The organism is Methylobacterium sp. E-005, assembly GCF_022829725.1.
Lineage (GTDB): Bacteria > Pseudomonadota > Alphaproteobacteria > Rhizobiales > Beijerinckiaceae > Methylobacterium.
On sequence record NZ_JAKSYG010000042.1, the window covers coordinates 1 to 21,870 of the forward strand.

The window sequence follows — 21,870 nt, forward strand, 5'->3', positions numbered from 1 at the left end:
CCTACGGCCACCTGTTCGGTCCAGGGGAGTCGCCGTTCCTGCACTACGTGCGCGTGGGCCGCGCCGCCGGCCTGATGGGCTGCCCCGAGGATCTCGGGACCCTGCCGCCGCTCACCGCCCCCGACCCGCACGACTGGGACACCCTGCCCCCCGCCCGGCCCATCGCAGACGCCCGCGTGCTCGTCATCATGCCCGTCTACAAGGGGCGCGCCGAGACCCTGCGCGCGCTCCACGCCTGCCTGTCCCAGCCCCAGGCAACCCCCTTCACCCTCCTCGCCGTCAACGACCGGTCCCCGGACCCCGAGCTCACCGCAGACCTCGAACGGCTCGCCGCCCGCGGCCTGTTCCACCTCGTCACCAACGAGACCAATCTCGGCTTCGTCCGATCGGTCAACCGCGCCCTCGCCCTCCGCCAGGGCCGCGCCGTCGTCCTGCTCAACTCCGACGCCCAGGTCTTCGGCGACTGGCTCGACCGCCTCGCCGCCCATGCCGAACCCGCCGACCCGGCTCAACCGCGCGTGGGCAGCGTCACGCCGCTGTCCAACAACGCCACCATCTGCTCCTACCCGCGCTTCAACGCCAACAACACCATGCCGCTCGAGATCGCCCCGCCCGAGCTCGACCGCCTCGCCGCCGCGACGAACCCCGGCCGCAGCCTGCCCGTGCCCACCGGCGTCGGCTTCTGCATGTACATGACCGCCCAGGCGCTGGACGCCGTCGGACCCCTCGACGCCGAGGCCTTCGGGCGCGGCTACGGCGAGGAGAACGACTGGTGCCTGCGCGCCGAGAAGGCGGGCCTGCGCAACCTCCTGGCCGAGGACGTCTACGTCTACCATGCCGGCCAGATCTCGTTCGGCGCCGAGGGCGGCGGCGGCAGCGGCGGCGCCTACGACCAGGGCCAGGCCGCGCTGCTGGCCAAGCACCCCGACTACCCCGCCCGCGTCGGCCAGTTCGTCCAGGCCGATCCCGGACGGCAGGGCCGGGCCCGGCTCGACCGCGCCCGGCTGGCCCGGCACCTCGCCGGCCGGGCGCTGCTGTTCGTCACCCACAGCTGGGGCGGGGGCATCCAGCGTCACCTCGACGACCTGATCGCCCAGGCCACGGCCGAGGGCATCCCGGTGGTGCTGCTGCAGATCGACCGCGCGCGCAGCCTCGCAGTCCACGTGGCCTACCGGGGTGCCGAGGCCCTGTACCTGCCCAACCGCGACAGCCTGCACCTGCCGCGCGACGCGGACGAGCTGGCCGGGTTCGTGGCCGCGCTGGCGCCGCGGCTGATCCACGTGCACTCGCTGGCGGGGCTGCGCTGGGGGGCGGCGCGGGCGCTGATGGACGTGGTGGCGGGCTCCGGCCACCCCTACGCCTGGACGCTGCACGACTACTCGCCGGTGTGCCACCGCAACCATCTGGTGCAGCCGGACGGGCGCTACTGCGGTCTGGCGGCGGTGGCCGAATGCCGGGGCTGTCTGGCGCGGGACGCGGACGGGTTCGAGGAGCCGGATCCGGGCGAGCGGCGGGCCACGTTCGGGCGGTTCCTGGGGGGTGCGGCGCGGGTGTTTGCGCCGTCGGCCGACACGGCGGAGCGGATCGCGGGGGTGTACCGGGATCTGGCGATCACGGTGCGCCCGCACGCGGAGCCGGAGCGGGGGGTGCGGTCCACCGCGCTGCACCGGCCGGGACGCCTGCGCCGCGTCGCCGTGCTCGGCGCGATCAGCGCCACCAAGGGCGGGCTGGTGCTGCAGGCCCTGGCGACCGATGCGCAGACGCGCGACCTGCCGCTGCGCTTTGCCCTGGTGGGCTTCTGCGACCCGGCGCTGGAGGGCGGCCTGGACCGCGCCGGCGTCACGCGGACCGGCCGCTACGCGAGCGACAACGAGGCGCTGGATCTCGTCTGGCGCGTCGCGGCGGATCTGATCCTGCTGCCGGCGATCTGGCCGGAGACCTATTCCTACGCGCTGACGCTGGCGCTGCGCACCGGGCTGCCGGTGGCGGCCTTCGACCTCGGCGCGCCGGCCGACCGGCTGCGCGCCGAGCCGGACGGCCACCGCCTGCCCTACGCCCTGGCCGACGATCCGTCCGCCTGCAACGACCGCCTGCTGGCGATCCCGCTGCCGCCGCCGGGCCGCACCCGCACCACCATCCAGGCCGCCGCCTACGACGACCTGATGGGCGCCTATTACGGCCTCACGGCCTGACGCCGGCATCGCGCCCGGCATGCCGGGCCAACCTACTTTGGCCCATTTTCTGGTGAACTCAGGCCACGCAACGCAGAGGTCGCGCCGATGTTCGCTGTCCCGACGGCTCAGACGCAGAAGAGCCCGATCGAGTCCTATCTCCACGTGCTGTACGCGCTCATCCTGCGCGACATCCGCACGCGATTCGGGGCGTCGCTCTGGGGCTACGCCGTGATCGTGCTCTGGCCCTGCGTGCACGTCTTCATGCTGATCGCGATCTACACCTTCCAGAAGCTCCCGGTGCCGCTCGGAGACGAGCGGGCCCTGTTCTTCGCCACCGGTGCGGTCCCGGTGCTGGTCTTTCAGTACATATCCCGCGAGGTGATGAAGTCGGTCATCATGAACCGTCCGCTGACCTACTATCCGCAGGTCAAGATGTTCGACTTGATCTTCTCCCGTATTCTCGTCGAGATCGTCACCGGGTTTCTCGCCCTCCTGGTCGTCAGTACGGTGCTTCTGGTGCTCGGCGTCAACCCCGTCCCGGCGCAGCCGCTGACGGCCGTATGCGGGTATCTGGCGGCGATCATCCTCGGCGTCGGCATCGGAACGATCAACGTCGCGATCATCGGATTCTTCCCCGGATGGATGATCGGCTATGCCCTGTTCAGCATCATCCTGTACATCTCCAGCGGGGTGATGTTCCTGCCGAGCTACATGCCTGAGCAGGTCTATTATTGGATGAAGTTCAATCCAGCCATGCAATTGGCCGAGTGGGTGCGATCGGCTTACTATCCCTATGCCGGCATTCAGGTCGATTATATGTACGTCGTCATGTTCGGGCTGACGTCTGCGAGCATCGGCCTGTTCCTGATCAAGCACGTCGTCAGCAAGATGCAGGGCTAGGGCTGTTCCCGCCCGCGCTGCGATCACCCACGGTTCCCCGGTGTTGGTTCGACGCGCCCTCGCGGGTCGAACCGGCATCCCCTGCGGCGCAGAGCGCTTTCATCCGGCGACGCTCAAGATCCCAAATCCCCTGTTCGCGGCCTTCAGGCAGATCGGCGGGGGCATCGCCCTCGATCTGCAAGACTTTGCTGTCTGCACGGGCCTCCAGCAGATCCGCGCGACCGCCGATTGGTCCACGGATCGCGATCGTGCTGCCGTCCATTGGAGCCGAGCCTTACCGTCGCACCGATGCGGCGAGGCTTGAGACGGTCGTCGAACATGACGCGATCCGACGCGCATTTCGAGCACCGGGTGCGGACGTGACGAACGCGCGGCCACTGGCAACCGGCTCCGTAGCCCTGGCCCGTGCCGGCGCGGGCCTCCCTATGGGTCGGGCCCGTCGTCCGAACCGGCCGCCAGTTCGGCCCCATAACGCTGCCGGACATAACCCTCGAAATCCCAATCGTCTGTCGAGGGCCGGAACACGAAGCGCTCCGACATTTCTGTCAGCACGAGATCGGGACGGATGCGCTCGATGTATCCGAAATCGAGCTGCGTGCTCCAGATGAAGTGCAGCTCCCGGAAGGTCTCGGCCAGCATGATCGTCAGCCCGATCGGGGCGAAGTTGGCGTAGCTGTCGCCGAACAGCATGACGCACCGGGGGTCGCGGGCCCGCTCGTTCCGGTAGATGACATGCGCGCCCGTGTGGAGCGTTCCCTCCGACGCGCGCCGCTCCCTGTGCGCGACGATCGGGTTCGCATACACGCGGACCGCGTCGCGCTGCAGATCGTGCAGCATCGTCCCCTCATACCGCGGCGGAACGAAACCCATTCCCAGATCCCCCGCCCAGCCGGGGTGATACAGGGCCGGTCGCTCCTCGAAGTCACGGACCGGCTCGGCGCCGACCGCGCGGCAGATCTCGCGATAGGCGAGCATTCGACCCGCGAAGGACAGATGGCTGTCCGTTCGATAGAACAGATTCTGCAGGTCCCGCTGCCGGCGCATCGGCGTGATCAGGTCGATCAGCGTCGATCGCCAGCGCCGGTTCCTGCTGATGTATTTAGGAATATTGAGACGCCGGAACGGAAAAAGCTTGTAGTATTCATCTTCATATATAAGTCTGAATGCAGGAGACAGCCGCCAGTCGATCGCCAGACCATCCAGCAGATGATCATAGATCGTGATCTTCTCCGGCATCAGGACATGCTTGTAGGGGATGCCCAGATCCCGCAGGCGCCGCTCACGCGCGGATATGATCAGGCGCCAATGGATCAGGAAAAACTGGGCCGCGGGCGATCTGACATATTGCGAACTGACGTTGTTGGTCCCCTGCAGCAGAAAGAGCCAGTCACCCTTCCCGATATGGACCTCGTCAGACGTTGCCATGGGGATCCCGGCACCTGCGCGGCGCGACCTCCGTCCGAAGCTGCGCCGTTGTCGTGACGCGCTCCCTTGCGCCGAACGGGTGTCCAGGTCGGCGCAGAGCGCTCTAGCGGGATCATCCCCGGTCGACAACTCGACCCGTACCCGATCGCGGCGCGATCGGCGGAAGCTCTCGGTCCTCGTGTTGACGCGCGCTCTTGCGCCGGATCGGTGTCCACATCGGTGCAGAGCGCTCCAGCCCGGCAGGATCCATTCGGCTCGGCGCTGCCCCCAAGAATGCGGTGCGGGGCACCGTCAGCCCGACGGCGGTCGGATTGGCGCGCCCTGCCGCGACGCGGCCGCGTTTTGCGCTCGGCTTGGCGAAGTGGTAGGGCCGCCAAGCCTGGAGGAGATCGAGGAACACCGGCGCTTGGGGGCACCGCCATCGCCGACTCTGCGAACAGATTGCGCCCAGCCGGATTGCGACCCAGAGACCATTAGAGCCCGACCGTGCGTTTTTTCATCGATCACGACGACGGCCATTCGATCCGGGGCTGGATCGTTCCGGACAACCAGCTTGCGATCAGCCGCGTCGTCGTCTCCGCTGAAGGACGTCGCATCGCGGAGGTCGCGGCCAGCCATCGCGATGCGACGTTTCAGAGCAATGGCTGGCACGCGACCGGCCAATGCATCTTCGTCGTGACCGAGGCCGAGGTGCCGGGGCTGGCGAACCTCAAACACCTGGAATTGTACGACGCGGACACGAACGTGCTGGTGCATCGGCGCGTCCCGGCCGACGGGAAGATTCAGTGCCGGACCTGCCTGATTAACACCGGCATCGAACCCGAGACGGTCCTGCAGAGCGCCATGTTCCCCCATTTCGGGCGCAGCTACTTCGGCATGCACCGGATGTCCGACGAGATCCTGACCAGCATCTTCCTGAATCCCGAGCGTTCTCTCCTCCTGTCGGGCTCCGTCGTCATCCCGCGATACGAGAATTACCTGACGCCGGACCTGATGGTCACCGCGCTCCTGGTGCAGGATCCCCACATCGAGATGGCAACGCGCATGCATTGGCTGCAGGCGCGGGCTGAAGACGCCGCCGATCCTGCGCGCAGCTGGCGCCTCGGCGCGCTGGCCGAGGCCGCGGCCTTCAGCAAGGATTACGATCTGACCGACGCGAAGAGCCTCAAGCGCTTCTTCCGCATGATGCCGGAGCCGGCCTACCGCCTGCTGTACAACCCTCTGACCCGTCAACTGGGGACCCGCATGCCGGACGATCGGTTGCACCCGGGCAATTCGATCGCGGCGATCGAGGTCCTGTCGCGGGTCGGCATCGTCGGCCACAAGACCCGGTTCGAGGCGTTCGCGCGCACCCTCTTCGATCAGCTCTACCTTGATATCCCGCTCCCGGTGATCCCCGAGCCGCCCGCCGCGGTGCGTGACTTGGCCCAGCAGCTGCGCACCCTCCGGCCGGTCGAGGAAATGATCGTGTTCGACGTTGCCATCTCCGATGCCGTCAAGGACATCGTCGACAAGCATTGGAACGCGTAGGCCGACGATCCAGTCCCGCATCCACGATCCTGAGACTGCGCCGCCCGGCCATTTCGCAGGCCTCGGCCACGGGGCATTGAGATCACCCGGGTTTCGCGGCATCAGTCGCGAGAGCCCACCACAACCTGCGTCGTTGGAATCGCCGTGAGCAGCCTCAAATTCGGAACCAGCGGCCTGCGCGGTCTCGTGACGGATCTCGTCGGCGGGCCGAGCTACGCCTATGCCCAGGCCTTCTTCCGGTCAGTCTCGGCGGGTGACGGCTCCCGCACGGTGGTGATCGGGCGCGACCTGCGCGACAGCAGCCCGGGCATCGCCGCGACGGTGGCGGGCGCCGCGGCGGCGGCGGGCTTCACCGCGATCGATTGCGGCGCCCTGCCGACGCCGGCACTGGCCCTCGAAGCGGCACGGCGCGGCGCCTGCGCCGTCATGGTCACGGGCAGCCACATCCCGGAGGACCGCAACGGCCTCAAGTTCTACCGGCCCGAGGGCGAGATCACCAAGGCCGACGAGGCGGCGATCCTGGCGGCGCTCGGCGATGTCGGGGCTCCCGAAGTGGTGCCGGAGGCTCCGCCGGCCTCGCCCGAACCCGACGCCCTTGCGCGCTATCGCCAGCGCTACGGTGCGGCCTTCGCGTCCGATCTCCTGCAGGGCCTGCGCGTGGCGGTCTACCAGCAAAGCTCGGTCGCCCGGGACCTGCTGACCGACCTGCTCGCCGGGTTCGGCGCGGCGGTGACGCCGATCGGCCGGTCCGACACCTTCGTGCCGATCGACACCGAGGCGCACCGCCCGGAGGATGTCGCGTTCATCGCCGAAACCATGGCGTCCGGCACCTTCGACGCCCTCGTCACCACGGACGGCGATGCCGACCGGCCCCTGATCGCCGACGGCGCGGGGCGGATCCTGCGGGGGGACGTGCTCGGGCTGATCACCGCCCGGTTCCTCGGGGCCGACACGGTGGTGGTTCCGGTCACCGCCGGTTCGGCGCTGGAACAGGCAGGCGGCTTCCGGCAGGTCCTGCGCACCAAGGTTGGCTCGCCGTTCGTCATCGCCGGCATGGAGCAGACGAAGGCCGCCGGGGCGGGAATCGTCGTGGGATTCGAGGCGAATGGCGGCTTCCTGCTCGGATCGGACGTCACCCGCGACGGCCGGACCCTGCCCGCTTTGCCGACCCGGGACGCGATGCTGCCGATCCTGGCCACCCTCGCGGCGGCGCGCGCGGCCGGCACATCCCTGGCGGACCTCGTGGCCTCGCTCGATGCCGGCGAGATGGCGAGCGACCGGCTCCCGAACACGCCCGCCGAGCGGAGCGGCGCCTTTCTCGCACGGCTGGGCGAGGCCGGCTTCCGGGGCGATTTCCTGAAGCCTGTCGGCGTGCCGCAGGATGTCGACCAGCAGGACGGGGTCCGGATCGGGCTCGACGGCGGACGCGCGATCCATTTCCGCGCCTCGGGGAACGCACCGGAATTGCGCTGTTACGCCGAGGCGAAATCGGCGCGCGAGGCCCAGGACCTCGTCCGGTGGGGCCTCGGGGCCGCCGCCGCCGCCATGGCAGACTAGCCGGGCGGCGATACGGGTTTCCAAAGGGCAAGCCCTTTGGCGGGGTGTCGGGGCGGCGCCCCGACAATCGGACTTCGCCCGACGATCGAGTGAAGCGCGACTGCAGGGCGCTGCCCTGCACCCGCAAAAGGTCAGGGACCTTTTGAAACCACGACTTCCGGATCGTCCGCCGTTGATCAGGACGCTCCGGGTGCGGTCTCCGCCCCGGCCTCGCTCGACCGATAGACCTGCTTGAGGAAGGCGATGAACGCCCGGGTCTTGGCCGGCACGAAGGCCCGGCTCGGATAGACCGCGAAGATCCCCGCCGAGGCTGCCGCCGCATAGGCGGGCAGCACCACCTCCAGCGAGCCGTCGCGCAGCTCCGCGTGGACGTCCCAGGTCGAACGCAGGGCGATCCCGAGGCCGCCGAGCACCGCCTCGCTGGAATGGGTCCGCAGCGGCCCGGACGCGCTCACCGTGCAGGGCCCCTCCGGCCCGACCAGCCGCCAGGGATTCTGGTTCTCCGTGGCGAGGCAGACATGGCCGCGCAGGTCGTCGAGGGTCTGCGGCCGCCCCGCCGCGTCGAGGTAACCCGGCCGTGCGCACAAAACCCGCCGCACCGGGGCGAGCCGCACCGCCGTCAGCCCGGAACTCTCCAGGGCCCCCACCCGGATCGCGAGGTCGTAGCCGCGCTCCACGATCGATTCGAAATCGTCGCTCAGCTCCAGGTTTAGCACGAGGTCGGGATGCAGGGCGAAGAAGGCCCGCAGGTGCGGGACGATGTGCAGCCGCCCGAAGGAACTCGGTGCCGTCACCCGCAAGGTCCCCCGGGCGCGGGTCGCGTTCTGCGAGACCAAGCTCTCGGCCTCCGCGATCGCGTCGACGATCGGGGCGATCCGCTGGAAGAACGCCTCGCCGACATCGGTCGGCGCGACGCGGCGGGTGGTCCGGTGCAGCAGGCGCACGGCCAGCCGCTCCTCCAACCGCTTCAGCCGCTTCGACACCACCGCCACCGACAGGCCGAGTTCCGACCCAGCCTGGGTCAGGCTGCCGGTGCGGACCACCCGGGCGAAGATCTCCAGATCGCTCTGATCGTACATTCTCAACGCTGCGGAAAGAATCAAATCCCTTTTGCGACCTTTTTCGAGGGTGCCAGACAAGCTACATCCAAAGACATCAAAAAAATTTCACCCGCCGTTCGATTTTTTCTGACGGCCGCATCTCACGCTCAGGAGATCGCCATGTCGACGCTCGTCATCGCCGAAGACCTTCGCACCTTCTTGGTCGAGGAGGCGCTGCCCAGGACGGGCGTGTCGGCGGACGCCTTCTGGTCAGGCTTCGAGGCCATCGTGCGGGACCTCGCGCCGCGCAACCGGGCGTTGCTCGACCGGCGCGACGGCCTCCAGGCCGACATCGATTCCTGGCACCGGGACCATCGCGGCCAGCCGCACGATCCGGCCGCCTACGCGGCCTACCTGACCCGGATCGGCTACCTCCAGCCGGAGCCCGGCGCGGTCCGGGTGACCACCGAGAATGTTGACGCGGAGATCGCCCAGATCGCCGGCCCGCAGCTTGTGGTGCCGATCTCGAACGCCCGCTACGCGCTCAACGCCGCCAATGCCCGCTGGGGCAGCCTCTACGACGCCCTCTACGGCACCGACGCGATCCCGCAGGACGGGGACCTCGCCCCCGGCAAAGGTTTCAACCCGGCCCGCGGCGCCGCCGTGGTGGCCAGGACCAAGGCGTTCCTCGACGCGACCGCGCCGCTCAGCGTCGGCTCCTGGGCCGATGCCGTCGGCTTCTCCGTGTCGGGCGGACGCCTTGCCGTCGATCTCGGCGCCGGCCGCAGCGCCGGCCTGACCGGCTCGGCCGCCTTCGCGGGCTTCACCGGCGACGCCGCCGCACCGACCGCGCTCCTGTTGCACCACAACGGCCTGCATATCGAGATCGTCATCGATCGGACGAGCCCGATCGGCCGGACCGATCCGGCCGGCATCGCCGACGTGGTGCTGGAATCCGCCCTCTCGACCATCATGGACATGGAGGATTCGGTCGCCGCCGTGGATTCGGCCGACAAGGTCGCGGTCTACCGGAGCTGGCTCGGCCTGATGCGCGGCGACCTCGTGGCCAGCCTGTCGAAGGGCGGCCGCACGATCGAGCGCCGCCTCGCCGCCGACCGAACCTACACCGCCCCCGACGGCGGCAGCCTGACCCTGCCGGGGCGCTCGCTGATGCTGGTCCGGCATGTCGGCCACCACATGTACACCGATGCCGTGACCCTCGACGGCGCCGAGATCCCCGAGACGATCCTCGACGCCGCCGTCACGGCCCTCATCGCCCGGCACGACCTCGACGGCGCCCGGCGCAACAGCCGGACCGGCTCGGCCTACATGGTCAAGCCGAAGCTGCACGGGCCGGAGGAGGTCGCCTTCGCGGTGGATTTGTTCGGCCGGGTCGAGGCCCTGGTCGGCCTCGCGCCGCGGACCCTCAAGATCGGCGTGATGGACGAGGAGCGGCGCACGACGCTCAACCTCAAGGCGGCGATCGCGGCGGCGTCCGACCGGCTGTTCTTCATCAACACGGGCTTCCTCGACCGGACCGGCGACGAGATCCACACCGCGCTGGAGGCCGGCCCCGTGGTCCGCAAGGATGCCATGAAGGCGACCGCCTGGATCAAGGCCTACGAGGACGGCAACGTCGATGCCGGCCTCGCCTGCGGGTTGCCGGGCCATGCGCAGATCGGCAAGGGCATGTGGGCCGCCCCCGACCGGATGGCGGCGATGCTCGACGCCAAGGGCACCCATCCGGAGGCCGGCGCCAACACCGCCTGGGTGCCGTCCCCGACGGCCGCGACGCTGCACGCGCTGCACTACCATCAGGTCGATGTCCGCGCCCGCCAAGCGGATCTCGCCGGCCGGACGCCCGCGACCCGGGATGCCATGCTGACCCTGCCGCTGGCCGAGGGTCCCTTCGCGCCGGAGGCGGTGCGGGAGGAGCTCGACAACAACTGCCAGGGAATCCTGGGCTACGTGGTCCGCTGGATTGACCAGGGCGTCGGCTGCTCGAAGGTGCCCGACATCCACGAGGTCGGGCTGATGGAGGACCGCGCCACCCTGCGGATCTCCAGCCAGCACATCGCCAACTGGCTGCGCCACGGGATCGTCGACCGGGCTCAGGTCGAGGAAGCGCTCCGGCGCATGGCCGGCGTGGTCGACCGCCAGAATGCGGGCGATCCGGCCTACCGGCCGATGGCCCCGGGCTTCGACGGGCCGGCCTTCCGGGCCGCGCAGGCCCTGATCTTCGAGGGGGCGCAGCAGCCGAACGGCTACACGGAGTTCGTGCTGCACCGGTTCCGCCGGGAGGCCAAGGGCGCGGCCCCGAGCCGGGCGGCCTGAGCCGGTGACCGGCCGCGGGCGGACGAGCGCCGCGGCCGGGACGCCTCCTTCGAGCCCGTCTATGCCCGGGCCGGGGTGCCGGTCCGGAGATACGCGAACATGTGCGGCACGTAATCGGCCTTGCCGATCGCAATGCCCTGGCGCCGCAGGATCGCGTAGGCACTGACCACGTGGAAGTAGAGCTGGGGCAAGGCCCAGTCCCGCGCATACTGCTCCCCGGTCAGGTCGAAGGCGAGGCCGTCCGGGAGATTGAGCGCGATGGCCAGCCCGGATCCGGCATCGAGAGCATCGGGCGCCAGACCGTCCAGGCAGGTCAGGGCCTCATCGATCCGTGCCTTCGCCTCGGCGATCGTGCCGGGAGTCTCACCCGCGTCGCGGCCCTCGGCGGCGACCTGGTGCAGGCTGTCGGGCCAGACGGCTTCCGTCAGCCGATACACGGCCTCCTGAGCTTGAAACGCCGCGAAGCGGATCTGCGAGGCGAGCGGATACATATCCGGCGCGAGCCGACCGGCCAGCAGGCCCTCTGCCAGACCGTCCGGCCGCTGCACCTCGGCCTTGTCCAGCAAGCCCGCCAGGGTGCGCAACATCTGCTTGTAGGTTGGAACCAGCAGGGATGTCAGTGACATGGGGATTCCCGCGGTCTGGGACAGCGCCTGACAGGATCTCGGTGCGACGGCCTTCGGGGCCGGTCAGCGGCGCTTGCGCGTCATGACGTAGACGAGGAGATTCGCCACCGCCCGGTAGAACTCCGCCGGGATGGTCTGATTGATCTCCACATGATCGTACATCGCCCGCGTCAGGGCCTTGTCGATCACGACGTCGATCCGGTTCTTCTCGGCGATCTCACGGATGCGCAGGGCGATCAGGTCCGTGCCCTTGGCCAGCACCATCGGGGCGTCGTTCTCGTCCTGATCGTAGCGCAACGCGATGGCATAGTGCGTCGGGTTGGCCAGGACCATCGTGGCGCGCGGCACGGCGGCCATCATCTGCTTGCGCAGACGGTCCTTGGCCAGCGAGCGCATCTTCGCCTTGATCAGCGGATCGCCTTCGGTCTGCTTGAACTCGTCCTTGACCTCCTGCTTCGACATCCGCAGATCGCGCTGCCACCGAAACCGGGTCCAAACCAAGTCTCCGGCGACCAGCGCGATGGTCGCCACGCTGACCGCGGAGACGAGACGAACCGACAGGGTCAGGAGGAATTCGGGCAGCCCGATCGGATCCATAAACATGACATTCACGATCTCGTGCCGGTCGGCGCTCAGCACCATGAACGCCATGCTGCCGATCGCCAGGAACTTGAAGAGGCTTTTTCCGAACTCGATGGTGCCCTGCAAGCTGAACATCCGCCCCCAACCGCTGAGGGGCGAGATTCGAGACCATTGCGGCTGGATGCGTTCAAACACGATCTGAGGGACGTTCTGGAACACGGAAGCCGCGATCCCCGCGACAAGCAGCATCAGCAGGATCGGCAGCAGGAAGCGCCCCATCTCGAGAGACAGCGCGTAGACGAGATGCGTCGCATCCCGGCTGGTCTACGTTCCAGCCTACATGCTGACCGGACGATAGGCCGACCACTTCCTACAATCCAAAAACCGTCTTTCTTTCAGCGCCTTAGCAGTGCTTCATCTATCACAAGCGCAATGTCGGTGGAAGGCCCGAATGGTGCGTTTTCAAGGGACGCTGTGACAGATTGTGACCGGACCGGGGGGAGGGGAGAGCCCGAACCGACACCTGATCCGTCCGTCCATGGGCAATCAGATCAGCATTGAACTGAGCGTCGAAGCGAGCATCAAGCGGCGATCCGAAGCTGTGCCGTATAGCCATAGCGGATCATGGTCCAACGCTCGCGCCACTATTGCTACTCTTCAATGGCGGAGACGAGCGAGCGAAACCGTCAAGCTAGATCCGGCCATCGATCCGAACCACGGCTGGCGACACACTTGGAAGACGCGCGCACTTGGAGTTGGGATCGAGGAACGCCTACGGGATGCCATAACGGGGCATCGTGTTGCGTCAGTAGGTCGGCGATACGAGTCACCGACCCTGTTGATGCTGGCCGATGCTATGAGCCGGTTCTCACGCTATCACGTCGCGACCATTTCTGCGGACGGATCATAAAGGAGCATCGAACGGGACTATCGGCGCCGTCTTCAGGTGACAGTTATAGACTGCATAGCCATCCTTCAGTCATAGTCGGGAGGATAGATCATTAGATCTGGCGTATTTGGTCTTGTTATCGGATTATTAAGCGGAGATATCTTCATGATATCTTTAACGCTTCCAGCCTCATCCTTGGAAAAACCAGGGTATGGCTGAAAGCCCCACAATGAACGCCCAGAATCGCTTTTAGTGGTAGATTTGTTGAATACTAAGCAATCAGAGCATTCAAGCCTAAACTCAGATCTATGCATGACAGTTCGTTGTAACGCCATCGATCGAAGTGGCCTACGGCTGGATTCGCTTTTCATTGCATATTGGAATAGGTGGTTTATTACTCTATTGATATCATCTTCCGGTGTTCTGCAACCAAATATTACGGCCTTGATATCATCTGCGAAGAATCGAAGATAAAAGTTGCCGTTTTCGTAAGACACCCTGCCATATTCGGATCCAGATTTATTAGTAATAAATCTCTGCTCATTTTCGTAAGACCACAGTGTCCCCTTGTTTGTCATGGTTTCGTTATAGTTATTGGAATGTTTTCTGCGATCGCTATACTTAACTCTACTCAATCCTGCTATCAAAGGATCAAATACAATGCATATTCCTCTGTGATTATCTGCATAGTGAGCCCACATCAGAGGATTAAACAAGGTGTCGGCGTAACTTCCATCCTCTTTATATAAACCTGTAAAGCATGTCACAAGGCAATCATATTCTATAAATCCCATTAAGTCGTTTTTGCCCTCGAATGGGTCATTGAAGTTCATCGGCGACGATAGATAGAGCCTTCTATTTTTGAATATGTCGTAAGCAAAATCAGAAAGTCTTACAAACTTACAGACGGGTTGTTTCCAGTATTCATGAACATCATCATTAGATGCTCCTCTATCTGCCGATTCGCTCGCCGACATTTTGGATCAGCCCTGATGCTTATGTGCCATATAGGTAAACTCATACGAGACGATGGCGTAAGACACCTGCACCCTCGTTTGACCGTCTCATTAGGGTCGACATTTGCCATACGAGACAGTATGGTGGGAGGGTCTAGAGTCAAAAGAGACGGGAGGCTTTCATACCCACTTACGGTTACGCACGGGTGAGCAGTTCATCACAGAGCCTAGCGATCCAGCAAGAGGCATTGGGTCATGCTGGTTGTGATGTCATTCGATCCGAAACGCAGAGTGGCACCAAGCTCGACGGTCGGACCGAACTTGAAACGATAATCCAGTTCGCAAGAGCGGGTGACACCGTAATCGTTACGAGGATCGATAGGCTCGCACGCTCGGTCGGAGACCTCGCCGGAATCGTTCAGCGGTTGGAGGCCAAGGGTGTCTCTCTGAAGGTCCTTGAGCAACCTGTAGACACGTCCAGTGCCACAGGTCGGTGCTTCCTCGGAATGCTTGGTGTTTTTGCCGAGTTTGAGACGGCCATCAGGCGCGAGAGGCAGATGGAGGGGATCGTCAAGGCCAAGGCGGAAGGTGTCTACAGGGGGCGGAAACCCGCCATTGATCCTGAGCGGGTGAAAGCCCTTGCCGCTGGTGGGATGGGCGCCACTGCTATCGCTAAGGAACTAAAGGTAGCTCGGGCATCGGTCTATCGCCTCCTAAACGGTTCGCTCCCATCGACCTCGCAATAGGGACCACGGGGACGAACGCTGGACTGCCAAACGACAGACTGCATCAATGACGCGTTCCAGGCTCGACGCGATCAAAGAATGACATCCCATTAGCTTCGACCACCCTGAGGAACGCCTGATATGCTTCTTCCTCAGTATCAAACTGCGTATGCCACTGTGTACAGCGACCATATTCGCTAACTACTTCTAGTCGCCAGTGGTCATTTGTGCCAGCTATACGGTAGATTTCGACTTCGACTGCAATGCCGTCGGCGCTGAACCGACCGGATAACGGAGAATGCTCGAACTCGCAGTCGTTTTCCACATCACTATCCAATGTTAGTCCTGAGATTTGAATGGTGATTTTTTATCATTGTGATATGGTGTCAAGATAGGAGGTGCCATGACAGAGGATGATAATTGGCACGTTGGTTATGCTGTTTTTGGAACGCATCGCTTACCTAAATTACAGCGGCGAGTCCGTACATCAATCACGCACCCCCTTCGAATTGCAACTATTATTGTGGGCGAGAACGGCGGCCGAGTGGGTATTACTCTGTGCCCAGGCAAGGTTGATCCATCGTCAGTCGGCGGCCCCTGGAAGCGTGACCTCACAGCAGACGTAGAGGTCATCAGATCGTGGGGCGCATCGTACGTTCTCACCCTCCTTGAGTCGCACGAATTCGATCTGCTTAGGGTCCGTGCTTTGCCTGAAACCGTGCGGGAGGCGGGCATGGTTTGGCTTCACGCCCCAATCCCCGACGTTTTTATTCCAGGGCCAGCGTTCGAAGGGGCCTGGAAAACGATAAGGCCACGCCTCACGGAACGATTACGAGAAGGCGGGTCGGTGGTGGTTCACTGTCGCGGTGGCTTGGGCAGAGCCGGGATGGTGGCGGCCAAGCTCATAACGATAATGGGCGAGGATCCGAGAAGGGCGATTGAACGGGTTCGCGATGTCCGGCCGGGGGCGATAGAGACACCGGAGCAGGAAGTATATGTTCTGCGGCAAGGAGCGCGGGATGTCTGATGCCGCTCGTGATCATGCGTTGGGTGCGTTTCTTGGCCTTGCGGTTGGTGATGCTCTCGGAACTGGCCTGCCCCCTGAAAATTGGTCCTCCCTGAGGTATGGCTTTGTGCCATGTGGAGGATGTTTTCATGGGACGGAAGAAGCATACGGCGGAAGAGATCGTCGCCAAGCTGCGGCAAGTCGATGTTCTGGTGTCGCAAGGACGCAAGGTTGCCGAAGCAATTCGATCCATCGAGGTGACCGAGGTCACGTACTACCGCTGGCGCTCCGAGTACGGCGGTCTGAAGGGTGATCAGGTCAAGCGCCTGAAGTCCTTGGAGACGGAGAACCTGCGCCTTCGCCGGGCGATCTCGGACCTGACGCTTGAGAAGCTGATCTTGAAGGAGGCCGCCTCGGGAAACTTCTGAGCCCGGCTCGCCGCCGGGCCTGTGTCGACTTCGTCGTTGCCGAGCACGGTGTGTCCGAACGCTTCGCTTGCCGTGTCCTGGGCCAACATCGTTCGACCCAGCGCAAATGCGCCGTCCTTGCCGAAGACGAAACCGCTTTGACGACCGCCATCGTCGCCCTGGCGCTACAGTATGGACGCTACGGCTACCGTCGGATCACGGCTTTGCTCCGGCGTGATGGCTGGACGGTGAACGTGAAGCGCGTCGAACGGATCTGGCAGCGCGAAGGGCTCAAGGTCCCAGCCCGCCAGCCAAAGCGGGCACGCCTCTGGCTCAACGACGGCTCCTGCCTTCGCTTGCGACCCGAGCGGCCTGACCACGTCTGGTCCTACGACTTCGTCGAGCACCGCACGCACAACGGACGCAAGTACCGAATGCTGAACGTCATCGACGAGTTCACACGCGAGTGCCTGGCCATCCGCGTATCTCGTAAGCTCAAGGCGCTGGACGTGATCGACGTACTCTCGGACCTGTTCAGTCTGCGTGGAGTGCCAGGGCACATCCGTTCGGATAACGGGCCGGAGTTCATCGCTCGATCTGTCCGTGACTGGATCGCAGCGGTTGGCTCGACCACGGCCTATATCGAGCCTGGCAGTCCGTGGGAGAACGGCTATTGCGAGAGCTTCAACGCAAAGCTGCGGGATGAACTCCTCAACGGTGAGGTATTCTATACTCTCAAGGAGGCCGGCGTCGTGATCGAGCAATGGCGGAGGCACTACAACAGCATCCGGCCGCACTCGTCGCTCGGCTACCAGCCACCCGCGCCGGAGGTCGTCCTCTGGCCAACCGAACCGAGCGGATCAGTGCCGTCCGCTCGCCCTGCCATCGTCAGCCGACCGACGATGCACTAACTTCGAACCCGGGCCACCGAATGGGGGCAGGCCAGGGGTTCGACCGGAGAAAATTCCAAGGATTGATCGCTGAAGCGAGCAGGTCGATCCCGTCCACGGGTCCGGCAGCGGTCCAGCATCTGGTTCTGCTAGCCAAGGCACGCAGGATGCTTGGTGCGCCCTCGGATGTCGGGGGCAACACACGCGTTTCGCAGGAGTAAGAGGGGTGCGCGAGGCCGGGCGAGGCGTGATGGTATGGTCGCCCGGCCAGCGTTCTAGCCTGAGGCTGAAGGTGAGACCGCATGGCCTTCATCGCGTTCTCGTCGAGCGTTTGCGCCGTCGCTTGGATGCCGCCTGGCTCAGGGCCCGTGACAGGGCTTCGACCGAGTACGGCTTCTGCAGCAGCTCGAAGCCGTGTCCCCCTTCCTGAGCTAAAACGTGGCTATAGCCGCTCGTCAGGATGACGGGCAGGCCGGGGTAGAGGCGCCGTACTTCGCGGCCGAGTGCAATCCCGGTCATGCCCGGCATGACGACGTCCGAGAAGACGATCTCGTAGGCGTTCGGCTCCTCAGCCAGGGCTAGCAGCGCGGCCTGTCCGTTCTCGACCCAGTGCGTGCGATACCCGAGTTCCTTCAGAGTTTGGGTCACGAAGTCGCCGACGTCCCGATTGTCCTCGACCACGAGCACGCACAGGTTCCCGCCATCGGCGGTTGCCTCGTCATCACGCTCAATGGCAATCTCGACCGGTGCAGGCACGCGAGGCAGATAGAGCGTGAACGTCGTGCCCTGCTCGACCACACTCTCGACGATCACATCACCGCCCGATTGCTTGGCGAAACCAAAGACCTGGGACAGCCCCAGCCCTGTTCCTTGACCGACATCTTTCGTCGTGAAGAACGGTTCAAAAATCCGCTCCAAATCCGCGGGTGCGATGCCGCTGCCGGTATCGCTGATCGACACGGCTACAGTGGGCGTCACAACGATCGGATGCGCGCGGACAGCCGGGATCTCTTCGACCGCTTTGACCCGGATCGTGATTTCCCCCGCTCCATCCATCGCATCACGGGCGTTCACGGCCATGTTGACGAGAGCGGTGTCGAACTGGCTCGGATCGGCGTTCACGAAACACGCCTCTTCGTCCAGATGCGTTGCAACTCGTATGCGCGCTCCGGTCAGGGTACTGACCATCTCGCTCAGCATCCGCACACTCTGACCAGCATCGAACACGCTGGGCCTTAGCGCCTGTCGTCGCGCGAAGGCGAGCAGTTGGCTGGTCAGCTTGGCCGCTCGATCGACGGTGTCAGAGATCGCTGCGATGTAGCGCGTCCTCCGATCCTCGGCGAGGTTAGGACGCTTCAGCAGGTCGGTCGATGATTTGATCACGGTGAGTAGGTTGTTGAAGTCGTGCGCGACGCCGCCGGTGAGCTGGCCCACGGCCTCCATCTTCTGCGATTGCCGCAGTTGTTCTTCGGTGCGCATCAGCTCGGCTGTCCGCTCGGCCACGCGCTGCTCGAGGGTTTCATTGAGGGCGCGCAACTCCGAGGCTACCCGATCGCGCTCTGCCTCGACGGCGCGCCGCTCCTCGACGTCGATGAGCACGCCGGGAAAGCTCGACGGCGCACCATCCGCATCGTGGTCGACGCGTCCGTTCGCTTCGATCCAGTAGTACCTGCCATTGGTGCGCCGCACGCGATATTGATGCGCGTAAGCACCATCTCGCTTGATCGCGTCATCGATCGCCGCAGCGAGTCCCGCCTGATCGTCGGGGTGAACGGTCGCGACGATCTGGGCGAGTGGGATGCCCTCTCGCCCGAGCGCGGGGTCGAGCCCGAAACTGCGTGCGAACCCCTCATCGACGGTGAACCGATCGGTGGGCAAATCCCAATGCCAGGTACCGATGATCGCCCCTGCTGCGAGGGCGAGTTGCACGCGCTGTACGTTCTCGCGGGCGAGCGCCTCACTGGCGCGCAGGCGCTCTTCCGCGACGCGCCGCTCGGTGGTGTCATTGAAGAAGATAGCGATCTGCCGTTCCGCGGGTTCACCGACGCGAATAGCCCGCACGTCGAACCAGCGCCCAAAAGCCTCCGCATAGTTTTCGAAATTCGCCGGCTCACCGGTCCATGCGACATGTCCATAGGTCTCAAACCAGAAGCGCTCCAGGTTCGGAGCAAACTCGGTGACCCATTTCCCCCGCAGATTGACCCCGGCCTGGCGCTCGAAGGCTGGATTGGCCTCTAGGAAGCGATAGTCTACCGGACGATCTTCGCCATCAAATTTGACTTCAACGATAGCGAAGGCTGTCTCGACGGTCTGAAGGAGTGTTTCAAACCGATCTCGGGTCTCGCGTAGACGCTTCCCAGCCTCATGCTGGCGTGTGCGATCGCGGACGATCTTGACGTAGCCTTGGTGTGTGCCATCCTCGATGCGCAGGGGCATCAACTCGCCCGATGCCCAGAACTGAGTGCCATCTTTGCGGAGATGCCATCGCTCATCGCTCGCCCGACCATCGGCAACCGCAAGACGCATCTCTTCGTTGGGACGGCCTTCGGCACGATCAGCAGATGTGAACAGACGTTCGGCCGATGCGCCTACGATCTCATCGCATCTCCAACCGAAGATGTTCTCTGCTCCAGCATTCCAGTCCGTGACGACCCCATTCAGGTCGGTGCCGATGATCGCGAAATCGATCGCACTTTCGATGACGTGCTGGAGGTGGTGACGTACAGGCATAGCCCCGTGTAGCTGCTTCTGAGGCGGAAGTGAGGTTCCAACGATCGTCTGACCACGATCGGCATCAAGGCGGCTCATCCAGGCAGGAACTGGATCCCGACACCACCACCCCTCTTGGGGATGAACTCAAGGCCCGTGGTCATGTCCGAAGACCCGCAGCTGCGACGACAGCCGCCGCCGTGACGGCCGCAAAGGCGCAGTCCTCGAATGCGTACTCCAGGCCCGCAGCCTCAAGCACGCGCTCGACGCTAACGAGCACGACCGCCACACCGATGGCCAGCAGCCGGCCCTTGATCGCGTTCATCCGGTTGGCTCGGTGGTCGCATCGACCCCTTGGATGCCGAGCCATTCCAGAGCCGCCGAGCGCGACTTGAAGACGTGCCGTTGGGCCATGAATGGCGCCGGTCGTTCGGCTGGCGCCAACTCATCCGGCAGCTCGACCTGCCACGTGTCGCTCGGCCCGTTTCGAAGGACGCTGCGGACTAGACCCGCCATCACCGCGCCATCGCGGAGCACGTCGTAGCTGCCGGGCGCCAGTTGCTCGACGGTGTAGGTCACGACTGATCCTTCTTGCGGAAGCCGGAGAAGAAGCGCGCTAAGCCCTGCAAGCTGCTGTCTAGCGGATCAAACTCGGGTCCGGACGTCAGCTCCCCAGAAAGCCCTGCCAGCTCGTGCAACACCTGCGTCAGCAGGGGCGGCCATTCCACACTGTGATCCTGTAGCAGGCGCGCGGCCTTCGCTAGAGCCGCAGCCTGATCAGCCGGAACCGCCCTGCCAGTAATCTGCGCGTCAAGCGCCCGATCTGCGAGAATGGTGCAGAGGCGCTGAACCTCCGCGAGGCGTTCGGCTTTGACCCCCATCGCTACGCTTTCTGCTCGTGGAACCCGATCTCGGCGCCCATCACACCAGCCCTATGAGCCCGCAGACCGCCACGGCCGTGACGATGACGGTGAACCCCGCGAGCCAGACGGTACCGCCGATCCTAGCCCAGCGCCTGCTCATGGCACCTTCATCCGCACGCCAGCACCGCCGCCGTTCTGCGGGATGAACTCGACGCCGGCGGTTTCGAGGGCAGAGATCACGGCGCGGACGTTGTTCGCCATGCCCGCGGCTGCCCCCTCGCTTGCTTCCATCCTCTTGAGCGTCGGGACCGAGATCGAGGCGGATTTCGCAAGTTCAGCCTGCCCCTGTCCTAAGAGAGTTCGAGCCGCAGCAATCTGGCGACCTGTCACCGCGATATGATCTTTTTGGCTCATTGCAATCTTTAGGCTTTGACCATCAGCGCTTTGTAATCCATAAGTATCACATCGCATCGAACGGATCAATGCCGATGTCCCACCGTACCGTCTCCTGAACCCGCATCGACCGCGCCGGCCGCGACAGCCGCCCGACGATCCCCGCCGGCCTCCTGTCCGCCACCGCCCGCATCGACATGACGGTGCGCACCACCCGCCGCCCGCTCTACGCCGCCGGCAGGTTCGACCGCGCCGCCATCATGTCGGCCGCCGCCAAGGCCGCCCACGCCCATCAGGAGCGCTTCGGTGGCACCTGGGTGGAGGCGATGTCCGTCTGCCTCACCGCTGCGTGGCGGTCCGCCAAGCTCGCCCGTCACATGGCCGCGCACTGAGGAGCCGCCGCGATGTCCGCCTGCATCAACCGCCGCACCCTCGCCGCCGGCCTCCTCGCCGCCACCGCGGCGCCGCACCGCGCCAACGCCAGCGGTATGCTCAGATCTGAGCACACCCCCCTCCGCGGCGACGACACCGCCCGGTTGCCCGACCATGCCGCGCTCTGGGCGCGCCTGCCGCTGCCGTTCTCGCTGGCCGAGGCGTGGCACCTGCTCTCGCCCGCTACACAGGCCGAGATCGGCGCGGCCGTCATCGGCATGGTGCTGGCCGAGTACGTGTCCGGCGACATGCACGGGGATGCTGATCGCTTCCATGACGAGGCCTTGCGTAGCGACGCCATGGACACCGGCAGCGATCTGCTGACCCGCATCGAGCAGCGGCTGTGGGTGCTGTTCCCCGATCTCTACGGCCCCGATGGCGATCATCCTGCCTGGGCCCTTAATTCGGGCATGGCTCCGCCCGCTCCGATAG

21 protein-coding genes and 1 pseudogene are annotated in these 21,870 nt (G+C 64.9%); 10 read left to right on the forward strand and 12 right to left on the reverse strand.

All coding sequences use genetic code 11. From position 1 onward, the window contains the following. Window positions 1-2,192, forward strand: a 2,192-nt coding sequence (locus MKK88_RS03780; protein ID WP_243997266.1) for a glycosyltransferase, incomplete at its 5' end; no start/stop codon positions are given. A gap of 87 nt (window positions 2,193-2,279) precedes the next feature. Then, window positions 2,280-3,074 carry an ABC transporter permease gene (locus tag MKK88_RS03785; RefSeq protein WP_243997267.1) on the forward strand — a complete coding sequence of 265 codons (795 nt, stop codon included), beginning with the start codon at window positions 2,280-2,282 and terminating at the stop codon, window positions 3,072-3,074. A gap of 423 nt (window positions 3,075-3,497) precedes the next feature. Here MKK88_RS03785 and MKK88_RS03790 read toward each other — a convergent pair whose 3' ends face one another. Then, on the reverse strand, window positions 3,498-4,628 hold the full coding sequence (locus MKK88_RS03790; protein WP_313902295.1) for a hypothetical protein: 1,131 nt from the start codon (window positions 4,626-4,628) through the stop codon (window positions 3,498-3,500). Between the two features lie 357 nt (window positions 4,629-4,985). Between MKK88_RS03790 and MKK88_RS03795 the strand changes: the two genes are divergently transcribed. Together MKK88_RS03795 and MKK88_RS03800 are read left to right on the forward strand one after the other, a co-directional pair. Beyond that, window positions 4,986-6,029 carry a hypothetical protein gene (locus tag MKK88_RS03795; RefSeq protein ID WP_243997268.1) on the forward strand — a complete coding sequence of 348 codons (1,044 nt, stop codon included), beginning with the start codon at window positions 4,986-4,988 and terminating at the stop codon, window positions 6,027-6,029. A gap of 138 nt (window positions 6,030-6,167) precedes the next feature. Further along, window positions 6,168-7,586 carry a phosphomannomutase gene (locus MKK88_RS03800; RefSeq protein WP_409566613.1) on the forward strand — a complete coding sequence of 473 codons (1,419 nt, stop codon included), beginning with the start codon at window positions 6,168-6,170 and terminating at the stop codon, window positions 7,584-7,586. Window positions 7,587-7,762: 176 nt separating this feature from the next. Here MKK88_RS03800 and MKK88_RS03805 read toward each other — a convergent pair whose 3' ends face one another. Then, window positions 7,763-8,665, reverse strand: coding sequence for a LysR family transcriptional regulator (locus MKK88_RS03805; RefSeq protein WP_243997270.1), 903 nt, complete (start codon window positions 8,663-8,665; stop codon window positions 7,763-7,765). Between the two features lie 141 nt (window positions 8,666-8,806). On the opposite strand from MKK88_RS03805, the gene MKK88_RS03810 reads away from it, so the two are divergent. Further along, window positions 8,807-10,960, forward strand: a complete 2,154-nt coding sequence (locus tag MKK88_RS03810) for a malate synthase G (RefSeq protein ID WP_243997271.1) — start codon at window positions 8,807-8,809, stop codon at window positions 10,958-10,960. Window positions 10,961-11,019: 59 nt separating this feature from the next. On the opposite strand, the gene MKK88_RS03815 is transcribed toward MKK88_RS03810, so the two are convergent. The 3 genes and pseudogenes from MKK88_RS03815 to MKK88_RS03825 form a co-directional block, all read right to left on the reverse strand. After that, on the reverse strand, window positions 11,020-11,586 hold the full coding sequence (locus MKK88_RS03815; protein WP_243997272.1) for a DUF1993 family protein: 567 nt from the start codon (window positions 11,584-11,586) through the stop codon (window positions 11,020-11,022). Between the two features lie 63 nt (window positions 11,587-11,649). Then, window positions 11,650-12,468 (reverse strand): annotated as a pseudogene (locus tag MKK88_RS03820) (EscU/YscU/HrcU family type III secretion system export apparatus switch protein); the annotation flags it as partial. Between the two features lie 675 nt (window positions 12,469-13,143). Then, window positions 13,144-14,034 (reverse strand): DUF2971 domain-containing protein, encoded by an 891-nt coding sequence (locus tag MKK88_RS03825; protein WP_243997274.1) that lies wholly within the window; start codon window positions 14,032-14,034, stop codon window positions 13,144-13,146. A gap of 161 nt (window positions 14,035-14,195) precedes the next feature. Between MKK88_RS03825 and MKK88_RS03830 the strand changes: the two genes are divergently transcribed. Further along, window positions 14,196-14,759: a recombinase family protein gene (locus MKK88_RS03830; protein ID WP_243997286.1), complete on the forward strand. Its 564-nt coding sequence runs from the start codon at window positions 14,196-14,198 to the stop codon at window positions 14,757-14,759. A 43-nt stretch (window positions 14,760-14,802) separates the two neighbouring features. Here the strand turns inward: MKK88_RS03830 and MKK88_RS03835 are convergent, their stop codons facing one another. Beyond that, a complete protein-coding gene (locus MKK88_RS03835) occupies window positions 14,803-15,063 on the reverse strand; it encodes a hypothetical protein (RefSeq protein ID WP_243997275.1) in 261 nt (86 codons plus the stop codon). 78 nt (window positions 15,064-15,141) lie between these two features. Here MKK88_RS03835 and MKK88_RS03840 point away from each other — a divergent pair, with 78 nt between their 5' ends. Together MKK88_RS03840 and MKK88_RS03845 are read left to right on the forward strand one after the other, a co-directional pair. After that, window positions 15,142-15,765, forward strand: a complete 624-nt coding sequence (locus tag MKK88_RS03840; RefSeq protein ID WP_243997276.1) for a cyclin-dependent kinase inhibitor 3 family protein — start codon at window positions 15,142-15,144, stop codon at window positions 15,763-15,765. 128 nt (window positions 15,766-15,893) lie between these two features. Beyond that, window positions 15,894-17,062, forward strand: a protein-coding gene (locus tag MKK88_RS03845; protein ID WP_243997277.1) for an IS3 family transposase whose coding sequence is annotated in 2 segments (ribosomal slippage) — window positions 15,894-16,158 and window positions 16,158-17,062 — 1,170 coding nt in all. Because the reading frame shifts where the segments join, the coding sequence is not laid out codon by codon here. A gap of 288 nt (window positions 17,063-17,350) precedes the next feature. On the opposite strand, the gene MKK88_RS03850 is transcribed toward MKK88_RS03845, so the two are convergent. From MKK88_RS03850 to MKK88_RS03875, 6 genes are all read right to left on the reverse strand, one after another. Continuing rightward, window positions 17,351-19,849, reverse strand: coding sequence for a PAS domain S-box protein (locus MKK88_RS03850; RefSeq protein ID WP_243997278.1), 2,499 nt, complete (start codon window positions 19,847-19,849; stop codon window positions 17,351-17,353). A 61-nt stretch (window positions 19,850-19,910) separates the two neighbouring features. After that, window positions 19,911-20,075 (reverse strand): hypothetical protein, encoded by a 165-nt coding sequence (locus MKK88_RS03855; protein WP_243997279.1) that lies wholly within the window; start codon window positions 20,073-20,075, stop codon window positions 19,911-19,913. Continuing rightward, entirely contained in the window at window positions 20,072-20,329 is a 258-nt protein-coding gene (locus MKK88_RS03860; RefSeq protein WP_243997280.1) for a hypothetical protein, read from the reverse strand. The genes MKK88_RS03855 and MKK88_RS03860 overlap by 4 nt, the downstream gene beginning before the upstream one ends. Beyond that, window positions 20,326-20,631, reverse strand: coding sequence for a hypothetical protein (locus tag MKK88_RS03865; RefSeq protein ID WP_243997281.1), 306 nt, complete (start codon window positions 20,629-20,631; stop codon window positions 20,326-20,328). The genes MKK88_RS03860 and MKK88_RS03865 overlap by 4 nt, the downstream gene beginning before the upstream one ends. Window positions 20,632-20,769: 138 nt before the next feature. Beyond that, window positions 20,770-21,096 (reverse strand): transcriptional regulator, encoded by a 327-nt coding sequence (locus MKK88_RS03870; protein ID WP_409566612.1) that lies wholly within the window; start codon window positions 21,094-21,096, stop codon window positions 20,770-20,772. Continuing rightward, window positions 21,074-21,220: a hypothetical protein gene (locus tag MKK88_RS03875; RefSeq protein ID WP_243997282.1), complete on the reverse strand. Its 147-nt coding sequence runs from the start codon at window positions 21,218-21,220 to the stop codon at window positions 21,074-21,076. The genes MKK88_RS03870 and MKK88_RS03875 overlap by 23 nt, the downstream gene beginning before the upstream one ends. Between MKK88_RS03875 and MKK88_RS03880 the strand changes: the two genes are divergently transcribed. Both MKK88_RS03880 and MKK88_RS03885 read left to right on the forward strand, forming a co-directional pair. Next, window positions 21,210-21,398: a hypothetical protein gene (locus MKK88_RS03880; protein ID WP_243997283.1), complete on the forward strand. Its 189-nt coding sequence runs from the start codon at window positions 21,210-21,212 to the stop codon at window positions 21,396-21,398. The genes MKK88_RS03875 and MKK88_RS03880 overlap by 11 nt on opposite strands. A 12-nt stretch (window positions 21,399-21,410) precedes the next feature. Then, the coding region (locus MKK88_RS03885) for a hypothetical protein (protein ID WP_243997284.1) at window positions 21,411-21,870 on the forward strand (460 nt) is incomplete at its 3' end.

Excerpts from the sequence above, each read along its gene's own strand:
- MKK88_RS03850 (WP_243997278.1), bottom strand. The coding sequence starts at position 19,849 with ATGAGCCGCCTTGATGCCGATCGTGGTCAGACGATCGTTGGAACCTCA.
- MKK88_RS03810 (WP_243997271.1), top strand. The coding sequence starts at position 8,807 with ATGTCGACGCTCGTCATCGCCGAAGACCTTCGCACCTTCTTGGTCGAG.
- MKK88_RS03825 (WP_243997274.1), bottom strand. The coding sequence starts at position 14,034 with ATGTCGGCGAGCGAATCGGCAGATAGAGGAGCATCTAATGATGATGTT.
- MKK88_RS03865 (WP_243997281.1), bottom strand. The coding sequence starts at position 20,631 with ATGGGGGTCAAAGCCGAACGCCTCGCGGAGGTTCAGCGCCTCTGCACC.
- MKK88_RS03815 (WP_243997272.1), bottom strand. The coding sequence starts at position 11,586 with ATGTCACTGACATCCCTGCTGGTTCCAACCTACAAGCAGATGTTGCGC.
- MKK88_RS03805 (WP_243997270.1), bottom strand. The coding sequence starts at position 8,665 with ATGTACGATCAGAGCGATCTGGAGATCTTCGCCCGGGTGGTCCGCACC.
- MKK88_RS03840 (WP_243997276.1), top strand. The coding sequence starts at position 15,142 with ATGACAGAGGATGATAATTGGCACGTTGGTTATGCTGTTTTTGGAACG.
- MKK88_RS03855 (WP_243997279.1), bottom strand. The coding sequence starts at position 20,075 with ATGAACGCGATCAAGGGCCGGCTGCTGGCCATCGGTGTGGCGGTCGTG.
- MKK88_RS03785 (WP_243997267.1), top strand. The coding sequence starts at position 2,280 with ATGTTCGCTGTCCCGACGGCTCAGACGCAGAAGAGCCCGATCGAGTCC.